Consider the following 15140-nt stretch of genomic DNA (forward strand, 5'->3'; position numbering starts at 1 on the left):
AGGAGAGGACAAATCGTTTAGGGGGTGGACAACCTAAGCAGGAAGTGTACAGATTAACATAATCTGGAACATAAACTGTGGTGGATCACATGGAGAACCTACTTCTTCTTATACTGTGCTTTAGCCTCGGACTGATTTTCAAATTAAGCGGACTCATTGAGGAAAAAGCGTCGGACGCACTGAATGTCCTGATCATATACTTGGCGCTTCCAGCACTCGCCCTATTATATACACACTCATTACCACTAGGGCCCGAATTGTTCCTTCCTGCATCCATGGGCTGGATTGTTTTCTTCCTAGGCTATTGGTTTTTCACTTTTATAGGCAAGCTGTTGGGGTTGGACAGGAAGACGGTGGTCTGTCTTACTTTGGTAGGCGGTTTAGGTAACACCTCGTTTGTTGGGCTACCCCTCATTGAAGTGGCTTTTGGTCCGGATTACATAGGGATAGGTATGCTCTGTGATCAGGCTGGCAGCTTTCTGGCACTCTCGGTCCCGGGAGTTATTCTTGCTGCTAAAACTTCAGGGCAGAACATCGCAACCAAGGATTTGGTTAAGCGTATTCTCATGTTTCCACCCCTAATCGCTTTAATCTTGGGCTTTACTTTGCAGCCGTTCCCTTTCCCTGATTGGATGCAAGGCTTGTTAGCCCGACTGGGCAGCATGCTAACCCCCTTAGCAATGATTTCTGTGGGGCTGACACTCAGACTCGGTGAAGTTACTCGCGACATCAAAGAAGTTTGTTTGGGGTTAGGCTTCAAACTCCTTTTGGCCCCTATCGCTATTTATATACTTTTTATGGGGATACTAGGCTTAGATGATATAGTTACTCGAGTGACAATCTTCGAGGCTGCTATGGGACCCATGGTCACGGCAGGAATTATTGCGATCCGTTACGAGCTCCGCCCGAGGTTGGCTGCCAGTTTAATGGGAATTGGAACGCCTCTCTCCTTTGTAACACTGTGGGGCTGGTATCAATTTATACAATAGGGAATTAAGGGGACACTTACTAATTCTTGTCCGTACAGGAGAAGGGCACCATACCTACTCCGTATTCACGCATAATCTCTAGTAGATCGACTTCACTTCCTCGAGCACGAAGGTGCTTCGTGTGGCGTTGACTCCTTTGGTGTCGGCGAATTGCTTCATGACTACGTCCGAATAGTGCCGCAGATCGCGAGCCACGATCTCCACCATCAGGTCCACGTCGCCGGAAACGGCGAATACGCTGACAACGCCTTCTATCTGGGCGAGGATGTGGGCCAGTTCATTCCATCCGACACTGGGATCGCGGAATACGCCGCAATAGGCGCGAACAGAATATCCCAACTTTTCTCGATCCGTGAGCGCGCGATAACCGACGATCACTCCCTCTTTCTCCAGCCGGGATATTCGGCGTGAGCAGCTGGAGTGGGAAAGGTTCACTCGTTCGGCCAACTCCATATTGGAGAGACGTCCGTTCTCTTGCAGGGCGGCAATGATCTGCCTGTCTGTTTCATCCAGCTTTGTCATCTGCAAACTCTTTGCGTTTTGTCTATTCAAATGGGAGGGGTTTTGGTTAATCTGTGCGATAAAGTCATTTTATTGGTGAATGTTTGATAATTCAAGCTGCTTTTATAAAAACTTTGCATAATTTGATTCCAATTGCGTATTCTTGTGCGGCTGTTTCAGCAAGGAACTGTCGTTGATTTGGGAATACTGTAGGCACAACGAGATTGAGCCATTCAAGCTATTGGGAGAGTAGAGTGATTCGTTTCAAGATGAAGAAGGTTATGTTGGGATTCAAAGATTTTTGCGTGGGCGTGTATTCCATCCAGCACCGTTTGCACATGCCCCCACGTCCACCTTTCCTGTAAGTATGAACCGCCAGGAACATCCCGCTACGTAGCGGTGGTGGTTCCGAACACAGGAGAAGGGTTGGTTTTCGATGGAACCAGCCCTTTGTTATTGATGGGAATGTTTTGAATTAAGGGAATGCCTCCCTAATTCTGTTTGAGAGCCTTGGCCGCAGGCTTCGAGGTGGAGGTTTTGGCCATGCCGGGCAGCAGCCAGGCGTATGGGATCAGGAATATGACCAGGCAGCCGAAAATGAAGGAGATGTCGTTGTAAGCGAGCATGGTCGCCTGTTGAACGACTTTTCTTTCGAGGAGGGCGATACTGAGTCGTGAGGCATCCAGTGCGGTGGCTCCGGCAGCTTCAAGGGCGCTGGTCATGCCGTGAAGCGTTTCCTGCGTCACCTGACTCAACTCGCTGATGTGATCAGCAAGCTGCATGCGATGAACGGTCACACCGCGATCGAGCAGGACTGCGACCAGACTGTAGCCGATATTGCCGCCAATGCGCCGGGACAGGGTGTAGAAGCTCGATGCATCCGTCATCATGCTTCTGTCTATGGTGCTGAGCGATACGGTGCTGAGCGGCACGAACAGGAACGGCATCCCGAGCCCCATGATCAGGAGCGATGGGATCAAATCATAGAATCCCGCGTGAACACTGAGCTGTGTCAGATCGTAATACGACCAGATGATGATGCAGATACCGGCAAGGACCAGTGCCCGTGCGCCGGCCCATCGGTATGCCCAGCCTGCCACGGGCATGAAGAGGAGCAGGGCCACTGCCCGTGGAACCAGTGCTAGCCCTGAATCCAGAGCGTCGTATCCCAGAATATTCTGTGTGAATTGCGGCAGAATGAATGTGGTGCCGAACAGCGAGACGCCGAAGATCAGCCCCATGATGGAACCGAGGAGCAGATTCTTGTCCTTGAGCACGCGCAGGTTGATCACCGGCTCCTTGCAGCGCAGCTCCCACACGATCAGGCCCACGAGGGAAACAAGGGTGATTATGGTCCAGTAGATGATGAGGGACGATTCGAACCATTGCTCTTCCTGTCCTCGCTCCAGCACGACCTGCATACCGATCAGGCAAAGGGACAGCAGGATGATGCCCACGTAATCCACTGATTTGATTCCCCGTTTCAGATACGGGGGATCGTAGACGTGGCGCATGGTCAGAAATATGCCCGCCACACAGAACGGGATGTTGATGTAGAAAATCCACGGCCATCCCCAGCCGTCCGTGAGCCAGCCACCGCAAATGGGGCCGAATGCCGGCGCCAGTATCACGCCCATCCCGTACAGGGCCATGGCCATCCCTTGCTGTTTGGGAGGGAACGTCTCCCGGAGAATCGCCTGGGAAATGGGGATGAGCGCGCCGCCACCGATGCCCTGAATGACACGGAAGACGATCATCTGGGGAAAGCTGGTGGCCATGCCGCACAGGATGGAGCCGAAGGTGAAGAGGGCAAAGGAGGCGAGATAGAAGTTCTTGCGCCCGAGTAGCGTGCTCCACCAGCCGGACATGGTGACCATGATGATTTCCGCGATGGTGTAGCTCGTGGCCACCCATGTGATGGACGAGAGGTCAGAGCCGAAGCTGCCCATCATGTGCCTCATGGAGACATTCACGACGCTGGTGTCCATGACGGCCATGAACGCTCCGAAGACCACGGTGAACGCAATGGTCCATCGTTGGGCCGGGGTGAGATCCTCTGGATCCTTGAAGTGGGACATGGCTATTGGTCGGTCGTTTCCCGGGCGGACGCGAGCTCGGCGCTGGAGTGGGGCATTTCCGGTTGGGCGAGTTTCACGCTCGGAATGACGGACATGCCGGGAGCCAGCAGGAGGTCGCGGTTTGCATCATTGGCATCGAGCACGATCTTTACCGGCACACGTTGGACGACCTTGATGAAGTTGCCCGAGGCGTTTTCGGGAGGCAGCAGGGTGAACCGTGAGCCTGTACCGCGCTGGATGGAGTCCACGTGGCCTTTGAGGACGACGTCAGGGTAGGCGTCGACCTCGATGTCCACGGGCTGTCCCGGCCGCATGTCAGCGATCTGCGTTTCCTTGAAGTTGGCGATGACCCACGCGTCGTTGCTGACGATGTTGAAGAGCTTCTGGCCTGCCTGAATGAAGGCTCCGGTTTCCAGTGATTTCTTGGTCACATAGCCGTCGCATGGAGCAGTGATGCGGGTGTAGGAGAGGTTGAGTTGTGCCCGCTCCACCTCGGCCTGCGCTTCCTGCAGTTCCGCGGTGCGGATACCGACAAGGGCGAAGGCCTGTTTGAGCTCGTTCTCGGCGGTCTGAACCGAGGCTTTGGCCTGATTGATCCGTGCGGACTGGGTGTCTATCTGTTTCCTGACGGACTTCAGCTTGGCCTGACTCATGGAGGCTTGAGCGCGGGCGTGGTCGTATTCCTGCTTGCTCACGGCGCCTGCATCGGCGATCTGCCTGATACGCTCGAGGTCATGCGTGTCTCTGTCCGTGCTGGCTTTGACTTCGGCGACATCGGCGCGGGCCTGATCCAGTTCTGCGAAATGCGAGCTCAGGGATGCGCCTTGTGCGGCGAGCTTGCTCCGGGCGATATCCACGAGGGCGAGAGCCTCTTCTCGTGCCGCATTGGCCGAAGCCACGCGGGCTTGGGCGATATCGAGCGCCACCTGATAGTCCCGTGTGTCGATTTCCGCCAGCAGCTCACCCGAAGCCACCTTCTGGTTGTCGGTTACCAGCACCCGGGAGACATGGCCTGCCACCCTCGGGCTGATGGAGACCACATGCGCCTCCACAAAGGCGTCCTCGGTGCTCTCGTGAGAGACGAGAAACAGATAGTAGCGACTGCCAAGAGCGATGGCCGCTGTCATGACGAGAAATCCGGCGAGGAACAGCAGCTTCCGCCGATTCTTGGCTTTAGGGGAGTCCGGCTTGGATGCCCCGTTGGTGTGCGTCGTATCGTTCATATGTGTAACCTTCAATAATACCGGCAATGGCTTCGTTCGGGCTGCTAGCTGGTGGCGAGTCCTTTCAGAACGAACTCGCTGGCATGTTTGGAAAGGGACTCCCTGTCTTCGCCTTCAGGGCAGAAGAGGCAGGAAGTACGGATCATACCCGTGATAAATCGACCCGTAAGGCGCGTGTTGTTTTCCTGGAACAATCCTTCTTTGACGCCTTGGCGGATGACATCTTCGATGACCTGCCACAGCTCCATGCGCTTGAGGCTCCATTCTTCGGATGTGGGGTACGCCATGACGCTTCCCTGCAACCCCAGATCGATAGCTCGTTTCGACAGGTAGGCGACCATGATGTCGATCACTCCCGCCATCAGCTTGTCAGCCGGGAGGTCTGCTTCGGCGATGAAGCTCTGGAGCTGATTGACCAGCATTTCAAAATTGCGGAAGAGGACTTGGAAATAGAGGTCGTCTTTACTCTTGAAGTACAGATAAAGGGTTCCTTTCCCCACGGCTGCTTTTCTGGCGATATCGCTCAAAAGCACCTTGTGAAACGGATGCACGGCGAACAGATCCGCTGCTGCATCAAGAATTCTGGTCAGTTTTTCCTCATTATCCTGCATGGTTCGCACCTCTGAAGTCCTCAGGGTTTCATTTCTGCGCCTGTTTCAAAGCGAGAACTGACTGGTCAGTTCTGAAGACTATCAGCACAAATCTGGGCGTAACGTCTACAATTGACCCTGAGTTCTGAGTCTTTTTTTGATGTTTAGTGATGTCGCACGACGATAAAAGGACCTACGATTTTTCGTAGGACCTTTTTCGTTTTCTTGACTTTGTTTCAAGCAAGTTTCTAAAGACTAGTTTGATTCGATAGCCTTGTACCCGTTATTATAGGATATTTAAGGAGTAACTGTATTGTGATGACGTTTTCGTTGTGCTATAGAATGATCGATTTTTGGTCGAGCAGTCTAACAGGTTTGTGCTGATACTATAGTGGTGCTTTATTCGTTAATGCTAGATTGATGGGAGATGTTATGGCTTTGAAGAGAATGGAATGGGATCTCCTGTTGGAGCCATATCGCTTCAACAAGGAAGGAGATGTATTTAAACCGACCGTTGAGCCCGGGCGTAGTCCTTTTTCAAAGGATCAAGATAAAATCGTTTTTTCAAGCTCGTTTAGACGGATGTCAAAAAAGACTCAGGTCCATCCGATGGTTAACAACGACCATATACATACTAGGCTCACTCATAGTGTGGAGGTTGGTAGTGTCGGACGTTCACTAGGAAACATCGTAGGGGCAAAGATAGTTGAAGCTGATGCACAAGCAAGTTTTCCAAGTCATTATGTGGGAGAGATCGTTCAAGCTGCATGTTTAGCTCATGATATTGGAAATCCGCCTTTCGGACACGCAGGTGAATCTGCCATTCAGGATTGGGTTAGTGGAAAGCACAGCCAACTTCTTTCTAAGGTAGCAAATGACGGAAAACTAACTACCCATCAATTAATGGACCTAAAAGCCTTTGATGGGAACGCGATGGGCTTTCGGATTTTGACTCAACTTGAGTACGATTCTTTTAAGGGAGGGATGCGGCTTTCCTTTCCAACGCTGGCTGCTATGTTAAAATATCCTTGGAAATCTACTCACACGGAAGAAATAAAGAAAAATAAGTTTAGTTGTCTGTATCCTGAAGTCGACATAATGAATCAAATATGTCTTAAATTAGGTATGCTTAAACGTGGGGACGATAGGTGGGCGAGACATCCTTTAGCTTATCTTGTCGAAGCTGCTGACGATATTTGTTATAATTTTCTTGATCTTGAAGATGCACGTGAAATGAGGATTGTGACTTTAAAGGAAATCCGAAATGTGTGCGATCCCTTGCATACTGACGACTCTAAATATCTAACCTATCTTGATAAAGAAAATATTTCAGATAGGCGTAAAATAGCCTACATGCGCGGGAAAACGATTCAAGTTTTGATTAACTGTGTTGTGGAAACTTTTATGGAGAACTATGAGGCCATTATGAGTGGCTGCTTTGAGGGTAGTTTGGTGGACGCGAGTTGTAAGAAGTGCAAGGAAGCGGTTGATAATGCAGACACTCTTTGTAAGAATAAAGTATTCAAACATCATCGAAAGATTGAGCTTGAAATAGGTGCATACAATGCTATCGGACAAATGATGGATGCATTTTTCCTCGCTGCCAAAGAGTTGCATGAGTGCTCTGGGGAATTTCGTTCATTTAAATCAGAACGAGTTTTGGACCTTCTCGGAGTCAAGCAACCCAAGAAAGGACAGAACCTATATGAAATATTACTACCATTCATCGATTATTTGTCAGGAATGACAGACAATTTTGCGACACATATTTCTCAGCAAATTCAAGGACAAGCTGTTCCAGACGTTACACGTTGAGGCTCGATTATTAACCTAAAGAATTACGGGTACACCATACCTATTTCTCACTCCCCATAAGATCTCTCAGGCCCGCCTTAAGCGGGCCTTTTTATTTGATAGCAAAACGGCTGAAAAAAGTGACCGCCAGTCACTTTTCTGTTTATTGTCGCGCTGTCTTTGGGTATAGGGGCGGTTCATCAAGTGATAGATGTCTGTTGGATTCACCTAAGGAGAGAGAGGTAATTAGATGAAATCTGTGTTGAAAATCGTCTTTGTAATGGCGCTGGTGGTCCTGATGGCCGCTCCTGCCATGGCCGCAAAAAAGGTGCGTTGGAAATGCGCCACCACCTGGTCTTCCACGTTGACCCCGTTGATTTCCCCGCCCATGAAGCTTGCCAAGCTGGTGGAGGAGATGTCCGGCGGCAACTTCACCATCCGCGTGGACGGTGCTGAAAAACACAAGGCCGCCCTCGGCATTCTCGATATGGTCAAGGGCGGACAGTACGATATAGGTCACTCTGCTTCCTACTACTGGAAGGGCAAGGATATATCCTCGGTCTTCTTCACCTCGGTACCGTTCGGCATGAACGTGCAGGAACAGCACGCATGGGAAGACTACGGCGGGGGTAAGGAGCTCGAAAAAGAACTCTACGACAAATACAAAATCCTCAGCTTCCGCGGCGGCAACACCGGCGTGCAGATGGGCGGCTGGTTCAAGAAGGAAATTAAGTCCGTTGACGACCTCAAGGGCCTCAAAATGCGCATCCCCGGCCTGGCTGGCGAAGTCTTTGCCAAGCTCGGCGTCAACGTCACCAACATCCCCCCGGGCGAGCTGTATACTTCTCTTGATCGCGGCACCATCGACGCGCTGGAGTGGGTTGGTCCCGCCATGGATATCAAGATGGGCTTCCACAAGATCGCCCCTTACTACTATGTGGGCTGGCACGAGCCTGCTTCCGAGATGCAGTACCTCGTGAACAAGCGCAAGTATGAGCAGTTGCCCGACGAGTACAAGGCCATTCTGACCACCGCCATTCGCCTCACTGCCTACGACATGACCGTCGAGAACTTTGCCGGTTCCGTGGAAGCGTGGGAAAAGATGAAGTCCGAATACCCGAATATTCAGGTGAAGGAATTCCCGCTGCCTGTGCTCAAAGCCATGAAAAAGGCCGCGGACGAGCTCTATGACGAGTACGCCGCCAAGGACCCCTTGTTTAAGAAGATTCTGGAATCCCAGCGTGCCTACATGAAAAAGGCCCGTAAGTGGATGAGCATCTCCGAGTTCAACTACATCAAGACGTCCAACGCCGTTGAGTAGCCTGAGTCATCGGTAATACCGTGAGTTATCCGCCCCTGTCCTAAGCACGGCAGGGGCGATTTTCATTGCGGGCTGCACCGCTGTCTTTCTTATTGAGGCGTGCCCTGGGGTGGAACTGCCACGCTCGAAAAAGACCAGTTGGTCTTGAGGGTGAAGCTGAAAATGCTGCCGCCGTCGGGGTTTGGCTCATGCCAGATCCTGCCGCCGTGGTACTCCACGATCTCTTTGCAGATGGGCAGGCCGAGGCCTGTGCCTCTTGGCTTGTCGGTCAGGGTGTCGCCGAGTTGGCGGAACTTGTCGAAGATTTCTATGGCTTCCTGCCCGGAAACGCCGATGCCGGTATCGCTCACTCGTATGAGGATTTCATCATTCTGCAGTGAGGCTTGGCATGACACGATTCCGGTGTCGGTGAACTTCGTCGCATTGGCGAGCAGGTTGATGCACACCTGAACGATACGGTCATGGTCTCCCTGTATTGGGGGGAGATCGGGAGCGATGTCCTTTTCCAGACGCAGACCCTTGGCATCGAACAGCACGCGGGTGGCGGCGATGCTCTGCTCAAGGATGTCCTCGATGGAAATGGTAGTGGTTTTCCAGTCGGAGTAGCCTGACTCCAGTTTTGCCAGATCAAGCACGTTGTTGATGAGTTCCGTCAGGCGATCGCCTTCCGTGATGATCACATGCGTATTGCTTTCAGCGCGCACGAGCTTTTTGGTCGTCTTGTCGTCAAACGCATTGTCAGCGAGCAGGTGGGAGAGGTTCTTGCGGATCAGCTTGGCAAAGCCGATGATGGATGTCAGGGGCGTCCTCAGCTCATGCGAGACCGTGGAGAGGAAGTTGGACTTCATCTGGCTGAGCTGTTCGGCCCTGTTCTTGGCCTGCTCAAGGGTCTCGAGTGCGAGCTTGCGCTCCGTCACGTCCGAAGACATACCTTCTATGTACCGGTTACCTTCCTTGTCGTTCACCCAGTAACATGACGTCTGAAGCGTCCTGATTTCGCCGTCACGGCGTTTGATGGCAAATTCGAAGTCCCGGACGCGGCCGTTCTTTTCGAGCTGCCTGAGCAGTTCCTTGCGGCGCTCTGGTTCAGCATACAGATCTGCCGCGACCTCACCCACTTCCCGCAGCATCTCCACGGTGGAGCTGAAGCCAAACTGCTTGGCAAAGGCCGGATTGACATTGATCAGCTTGCCTTCGGCGCTGGTTCTGAAAATGCCCTCGGTGGAATTCTCGAAGAAGCCCCGGTAGTTCTCTTCTGCCTGACGCATCTCGGAGATCAGGCCTTCAATGTCATCCGACATCTCATTGAAGGTCCGGGCAAGTTGCCCGATCTCGTCAGCGGAGCCGACTTCCAGCCTGTGCTCCATGTCGCCGTTCTGGAATCGGCGGATGCCCTTGATCATGCCGGTGATCTTTTTGGTCAGAGCAGACGCCATCCAGATGGCGACGAGGATGACCAGCACGATCATGACAATCGTGGACCATGAAATCTCTTTGCCTGTCTTGCGCAGGGCTCCTTTGAGGCTCTGCTGCGCTTCTTCGTCCTTTTGGGCCATCTGCTGGCCATAGGACGTCGCCATTTCTGACAACTGCACTTCGGTTTCCGTGGCGGCCTTGTGGAACTCGTGCACGTTCGCGCCGATGGTGACGAAGCCGAAACCGCGGGGCGTGTCCCCATATCTTCCTGTGAAATACGGAATGGCGGCAGCGGTCGTCAGTTTCCAGAGGCCGCTCCAGAAGATGACAAAGGAGCCTGAGCCGCCATCTTTGGTCAGATTGTACCATCCTTGGCATTGGGGCGCGAAATTGAGGTATCTGCAGTCGAGTCCCAGCATCCCCTGAGTGGTCAGGGCTTTTGACGGTTTCTTCTTAAGCGACTGGGCCTGCATGACCGGAGCATCAGCCTCCCAGGTGGAGATGGGCAGGCCGCTTTGCCGGAACTCTTCATACAGGGTCTCTTCCAGCCACGGAACGGCAGGCAGGCCGGTTTCCGGGTCGTAACCGGTGATGAAATAGTCGCGGGGATGGGAGATGTTCCGGTCTTTGTAGTCCCAAATGAATGCATAGTTGCCGGAGCCGGCATCGGAGATGGGCGAGTAGCGTTCATCCGTCGGCACGATATGGTCGGAAAACTCCATCACATGGGTGTGGTCAAGGGCGAGCGTTACCCAGCCGATGACCTTGTCGTCCCGGACCACCGGGGTCGCCCAGCGGATGATGCCCTGAAACCGCTTGCCCACAGGGTTTTCTTTTCCTGCGTATGCGGCCTGTTCAGGGTGGAACTCAATCCCTTTTATCTTCGCTGTTTCCTTTGTGTATGCACCGATTATGGGGCTTCTGAGGTAGGGGCCAATGACCTCGGAGACATAGATTTCTCCGGGCTTCAGCTTTTTGAGCGCGTCAAAATAGTTCTCTGCCTTGCAGAAGGTGTTGGCCGGGTCGGCGATGTTGCGCTTTTCAGGCGGCAGCAGTTCCGTGGCAGAGACCTTGACCCGCTCGTTGCCTTGGAGATCGATGAACGTCATTTCGTGATAGAGCGGACGCTCTACCGGGATGCCTTTGTCCTCGGGCGGGCGGTAGTGGAAATCTTTGGCGTTGTCCGGATTATCAGCGGTGACGGTGGGCTGCTTGGAGTTTGTCGGCTCTGCCGGTTGCCAGGCGGTCCCTTCTGCGTTCAATTTCCATGGCCTGTGCTCGGTGACGACGCGCCTCTTGGGGGCCATGAATTGCGCATAGGAATTGTCGTTCGGAGCAAGGCTTGCCGCCATGCGGACGTCGTTGTCCCGCTGGTACAGGAACGCGGCTACGGCGCGGGCGGTGTCCGTAGTCAATCTTTCGATGTTTTCGCGTGATTTGATGTCCAGGGCTCGAATGGAGCTTTCGACGGCCAAATCCTTCACATCATCGATGACTATCTGAGTTTCAGCGGAAAGGCTTTCAATGGTGGATTTGAGGTTGGCACCGAGCATGGTAATGCCATTCCAGGCGATCACTGCCAATGCGATAAGCGGAAGCACCTTGATCAAAATAAAAATAATGATCAATTTGCTTCGGATACCGACAGACCGCCAAAAAAACATCTCTACTCCCTCTTTCCAGTAATTAGCAGGTAAATATAGTAATCCTTTGCACAATCAAAGTATTATTTCGTTAATGAGCAAGTACGGCTACCTGCATCAGATAAGCAGGTGTGCTCTGACTCTGCATCATTCGGACGGTTTCCCCGGGCCTTTCGTCCGATATTCCTTCCTTGCGCATATTCTCATGTGTTATCTATCCAGCATTATGCACAGCGGGATTTATTTCCGTATGCTACGTCATCCGTTCAATTTTTGGTCATAAACCTAGACGAGTGAGCGCAATGAAATTCATTCCTTCACAGTTGGTGTACTTCTTTCAGGATCGTCGCGCACAGCGCAATCTGAACTCCCTTATACGGTTCATCCTGTTCCTCTGTTTCTTTATTGTCATCTACAGTGTGTTGTTTCATGTGCTCATGGAAATGGAAGGGCAGCATTTTTCATGGATTACGGGCTTCTATTGGACATTGACCGTTATGTCCACGCTTGGGTTCGGCGACATCACCTTCACGTCGGATCTCGGAAAGCTGTTCTCCTTGTGTGTCCTCATGTCGGGCATCGTTTTTCTGTTGGTCATGTTGCCCTTTACGTTCATTCAATTCTTTTACGCGCCATTTCTCGAGGCGCAGACCAAGTCGAGGGCGGCCCGGGAGTTGCCTGAGGAAACGTCCGATCACCTGATCATCATCGGCTCGGATCAGGTCGCTTTGAGTTTGGCGTCGCGGGTCAGGCAGTTCAATTACAAGTATTGCATTCTGGTCAATGAGGTGAACCACGCCTTGGATTTGGTGGATCAGGGATTCAACGCCGTGGTGGGCGAATCAGATAATCCGGAAACATTCAAATTATTGCGAACAGATAAGGCAGCCATGGTGGTGCTGCTGAGTGATGACATGAAAAACACCAATGCGGCCTTCACCATCCGTGAGGTGGCGCCGGATGTGCCGGTGGTGGCCAATGCCGACTCGGAGGAGTCGGTGGACATTCTGGAGCTGGCAGGATCAAGCCATGTCTTTCAGTTCATGGACATGCTCGGGGAAATGCTCGCACGGCGCACCCTTGGCACTGGCGCGCGAAGCAACGTCATCGGCAGTATCAACAAGCTCAACATCGCCGAGGCACAGGCCGTGGACACACTGCTGGTGGGCCGCACCGTCAAGGATAGCGGACTGCGCAGTGCCACCGGCATGAACATCGTTGGCCTTTGGGAGCAAGGACAGCTGATCTCTGCCCGTCCGGATACGGTTATCACCTCAAAAATGGCCATGATTCTGGCTGGCTCGGAAGAACAGTTGAAGGCCTATGATGACTTTGTCGGGGAGGCCCCGCCCATGGAGGCGCCAGTGTTGATCCTCGGCGGCGGGCGAGTGGGGCAGTCTGCTGCAAAGGTGCTGAAGCAACGAGGCATCGACTATAAGATCGTGGAAAAGAACCCCAAGCTCATTCGTGACGATGGGCACTACATCCTCGGCAGCGCTTCAGACATCGATGTGCTCAAGGAGGCAGGAATCGACAGCGCTCCCTCGGTGTTTGTCACCACCCATACCGACGACCTGAACATCTACCTGACTATCTACTGCAGGCGTCTCAGGCCGGACATCCAGGTGCTCAGCCGGGCGACGTTCGACCGGAATATTTCGGTCCTGCACAAGGCGGGTGCCGATCTGGTCATGTCCTATGCCACGCTCACGGCCAACACGATCATCAACCTGCTGAGCCCCGGCAAGGTGATGACCCTTACCGAAGGTCTGAACATCTTCCGGGTCGAAGTCGGGCCCGCACTGGCCGGGAAAACCCTCATGGAAAGCAACATCCGTGACGAGACCGGGTGCAACATCATCGCGGTATCCCGTGGTGATGAGATGGAAATCAATCCCGACCCGACTCTTCCGCTGAACAAGGGCGCATCCCTCCTCGTCATAGGCGGGGCCGAGGACGAACGGCGTTTTCTGGACAAGTATCAGGCGTGATTGGAGAGTGATCGCTGAGCAGGGTGTGATTATTTCTAAGACGATAGAAAGGACCTACGAGAGATCGTAGGTCCTTTCTTAAGTAGCTTTGTTACTGAGGCAATCCGTCCGGGTTCCCAAAATCTCCAGGCAGGCGTAATGTCTTTTCATTGTTGATGATGCTTTTCACCCGCTCATGATCTTTGGATAAAGATAACAGTGACTATCGAGCAGCTTCAACGAGGATGATGTTATTCTTGCTCACTGTCGCGGTCCGCTTGGTGATCGGTGAGGCGCATGCGTTGTAAGGGGAGTGAGGGTGAACGCCGTTTTCGCATACCGAAGACATTAACGCAGATACAATAAGTGCTACTTACCCTGAGCTGCCTTTACTAGCTTACTGATTTGATCAACGCCATCAAAGACCGCTGGGATTTGTCCTTCATCGGCAACGATATTTGAAAAGATTACCTTTTCAAAATTGTTTAGTGTAATGTCACTATTGTCTTTGATCTCTTTGGCATACTTGGCATAATCTTGAACAAATTCACAAAGAGTCATTCTCAATTCTATTTGTAATATCTGAGATTTTGCAGATTTGAAGTTCGCCAGAGAGATGCGAAAGAAATAGATAAGAATCGCCACTAATGAGGCAATCGGAATAATTGATACTGCAAGTAAGGTAGCATCAGGCATTTGATTGGTTGGGAGTTTTGATAAGTACCAGAGTTTGGCTACAATTGGGGTGGGTATTAACAAGCCAAGCAATGTCGCAAGAATGGCATGAAACCATTTCTCAAAATTTTTCTTAGATGATAGTTTATTGAACCCTTTATGGAGGGCTACAAAGTTGTATGCTGTTTTGTGTTTTTCCAAAGCATCTTCAAGTGCTTTCGATTGAATCGTACCTTTGTCTATTCTCTCTTCCCAGTCATTCACTCGCCTTTCAACATTGGTCTGTACTTCATCGAGATTTCTTAATCTGAGAATATTTTTTTCTTTAAGTAAGTTTTTTAATACATGTACAGGCATTTGATAAAATGCATATCTGATACGAGTCTGAGAGTTTCCATCAAATTTATCGAGAGAATCAAGGGCAAAAGCTTTAACGGCCTCTAACTCATAGTGAAGGCCCTCTTCATCCATAGTCCACTCTAATTCCAACAAAAAACGAAGCGTGTCAGAAAACAGAGAATTTATTTGATCGGTTTGCGAAACGGTATACCCCGATACCTCTTCTTGGTTCGGTCGATTCATAGTTGAAATGAATGTGCTGAGGCTAGAGGTGAAAGAATTACCAATCATATCAATGTTGCATTGACAGTTCTTATCCCAAAAATCCGAATTTGAGGTCATGCCCGAAAGGACTCGAATTAAACGTTTATTACGTGTAATCTCAAACTCGGAAGCACCCTCTTGTTGTTGAAGCAACTTCACAACTTGCTTCATTGAATTGTTAACCGTTTCTGAGGCAAAGAAGACTATTATAGTGGGAGACACCATTTCTTCTTGATCATCGGATGGGGTATCGAATTTTAACTCGTTCTCGTTTTCGGACATTTTCATCTCCAACAATTCAATTAATAGTACAGGCTCCGTAATAGTAGAATCTATG

Annotated in this window: 10 protein-coding genes; 4 read left to right on the forward strand and 6 right to left on the reverse strand. The window is 51.5% G+C overall.

Annotated features, from left to right (window positions below; genetic code table 11):
- The first annotated feature begins 89 nt into the window (after positions 1 to 89).
- Positions 90 to 989 (forward strand): AEC family transporter, encoded by a 900-nt coding sequence (locus tag HFN16_RS06215; RefSeq protein WP_168889930.1) that lies wholly within the window; start codon positions 90 to 92, stop codon positions 987 to 989.
- A 78-nt stretch (positions 990 to 1067) separates the two neighbouring features.
- Here the strand turns inward: HFN16_RS06215 and HFN16_RS06220 are convergent, their stop codons facing one another.
- The 4 genes from HFN16_RS06220 to HFN16_RS06235 all read right to left on the reverse strand — a co-directional run bounded on the left by HFN16_RS06220 (position 1068) and on the right by HFN16_RS06235 (position 5402).
- Entirely contained in the window at positions 1068 to 1511 is a 444-nt protein-coding gene (locus tag HFN16_RS06220) for an Lrp/AsnC family transcriptional regulator (protein WP_168889931.1), read from the reverse strand.
- Between the two features lie 470 nt (positions 1512 to 1981).
- Positions 1982 to 3568, reverse strand: a complete 1587-nt coding sequence (locus HFN16_RS06225) for a DHA2 family efflux MFS transporter permease subunit (protein ID WP_168889932.1) — start codon at positions 3566 to 3568, stop codon at positions 1982 to 1984.
- 2 nt (positions 3569 to 3570) lie between these two features.
- Positions 3571 to 4791, reverse strand: a complete 1221-nt coding sequence (locus HFN16_RS06230; protein WP_168889933.1) for an HlyD family secretion protein — start codon at positions 4789 to 4791, stop codon at positions 3571 to 3573.
- A gap of 44 nt (positions 4792 to 4835) precedes the next feature.
- The gene (locus HFN16_RS06235) at positions 4836 to 5402 is read right to left on the reverse strand and encodes a TetR/AcrR family transcriptional regulator (RefSeq protein ID WP_168889934.1); all 567 of its coding nucleotides are present in this window, start codon (positions 5400 to 5402) and stop codon (positions 4836 to 4838) included.
- Positions 5403 to 5813: 411 nt separating this feature from the next.
- Between HFN16_RS06235 and HFN16_RS06240 the strand changes: the two genes are divergently transcribed.
- Together HFN16_RS06240 and dctP are read left to right on the forward strand one after the other, a co-directional pair.
- The gene (locus HFN16_RS06240; RefSeq protein ID WP_168889935.1) at positions 5814 to 7196 is read left to right on the forward strand and encodes a deoxyguanosinetriphosphate triphosphohydrolase; all 1383 of its coding nucleotides are present in this window, start codon (positions 5814 to 5816) and stop codon (positions 7194 to 7196) included.
- Between the two features lie 229 nt (positions 7197 to 7425).
- Positions 7426 to 8496, forward strand: coding sequence for a TRAP transporter substrate-binding protein DctP (gene dctP, locus HFN16_RS06245; RefSeq protein ID WP_168889936.1), 1071 nt, complete (start codon positions 7426 to 7428; stop codon positions 8494 to 8496).
- An 89-nt stretch (positions 8497 to 8585) separates the two neighbouring features.
- Here the strand turns inward: dctP and HFN16_RS06250 are convergent, their stop codons facing one another.
- Positions 8586 to 11576, reverse strand: coding sequence for an ATP-binding protein (locus HFN16_RS06250; protein ID WP_168889937.1), 2991 nt, complete (start codon positions 11574 to 11576; stop codon positions 8586 to 8588).
- A gap of 281 nt (positions 11577 to 11857) precedes the next feature.
- Here HFN16_RS06250 and HFN16_RS06255 point away from each other — a divergent pair, with 281 nt between their 5' ends.
- Positions 11858 to 13546 carry an NAD-binding protein gene (locus tag HFN16_RS06255; protein ID WP_168889938.1) on the forward strand — a complete coding sequence of 563 codons (1689 nt, stop codon included), beginning with the start codon at positions 11858 to 11860 and terminating at the stop codon, positions 13544 to 13546.
- Between the two features lie 348 nt (positions 13547 to 13894).
- On the opposite strand, the gene HFN16_RS06260 is transcribed toward HFN16_RS06255, so the two are convergent.
- Positions 13895 to 15085 carry a hypothetical protein gene (locus HFN16_RS06260; protein ID WP_168889939.1) on the reverse strand — a complete coding sequence of 397 codons (1191 nt, stop codon included), beginning with the start codon at positions 15083 to 15085 and terminating at the stop codon, positions 13895 to 13897.
- Between the last annotated feature and the right edge of the window lie 55 nt (positions 15086 to 15140).

Origin of the sequence: Pseudodesulfovibrio sp. zrk46 (assembly GCF_012516435.1) — a bacterium.
Classification (GTDB): domain Bacteria; phylum Desulfobacterota; class Desulfovibrionia; order Desulfovibrionales; family Desulfovibrionaceae; genus Pseudodesulfovibrio.

Excerpts from the sequence above, each read along its gene's own strand:
- HFN16_RS06235 (WP_168889934.1), bottom strand. The coding sequence starts at position 5,402 with ATGCAGGATAATGAGGAAAAACTGACCAGAATTCTTGATGCAGCAGCG.
- dctP (WP_168889936.1), top strand. The coding sequence starts at position 7,426 with ATGAAATCTGTGTTGAAAATCGTCTTTGTAATGGCGCTGGTGGTCCTG.
- HFN16_RS06230 (WP_168889933.1), bottom strand. The coding sequence starts at position 4,791 with ATGAACGATACGACGCACACCAACGGGGCATCCAAGCCGGACTCCCCT.
- HFN16_RS06250 (WP_168889937.1), bottom strand. The coding sequence starts at position 11,576 with ATGTTTTTTTGGCGGTCTGTCGGTATCCGAAGCAAATTGATCATTATT.
- HFN16_RS06240 (WP_168889935.1), top strand. The coding sequence starts at position 5,814 with ATGGCTTTGAAGAGAATGGAATGGGATCTCCTGTTGGAGCCATATCGC.
- HFN16_RS06220 (WP_168889931.1), bottom strand. The coding sequence starts at position 1,511 with ATGACAAAGCTGGATGAAACAGACAGGCAGATCATTGCCGCCCTGCAA.
- HFN16_RS06215 (WP_168889930.1), top strand. The coding sequence starts at position 90 with ATGGAGAACCTACTTCTTCTTATACTGTGCTTTAGCCTCGGACTGATT.
- HFN16_RS06260 (WP_168889939.1), bottom strand. The coding sequence starts at position 15,085 with ATGTCCGAAAACGAGAACGAGTTAAAATTCGATACCCCATCCGATGAT.
- HFN16_RS06225 (WP_168889932.1), bottom strand. The coding sequence starts at position 3,568 with ATGTCCCACTTCAAGGATCCAGAGGATCTCACCCCGGCCCAACGATGG.
- HFN16_RS06255 (WP_168889938.1), top strand. The coding sequence starts at position 11,858 with ATGAAATTCATTCCTTCACAGTTGGTGTACTTCTTTCAGGATCGTCGC.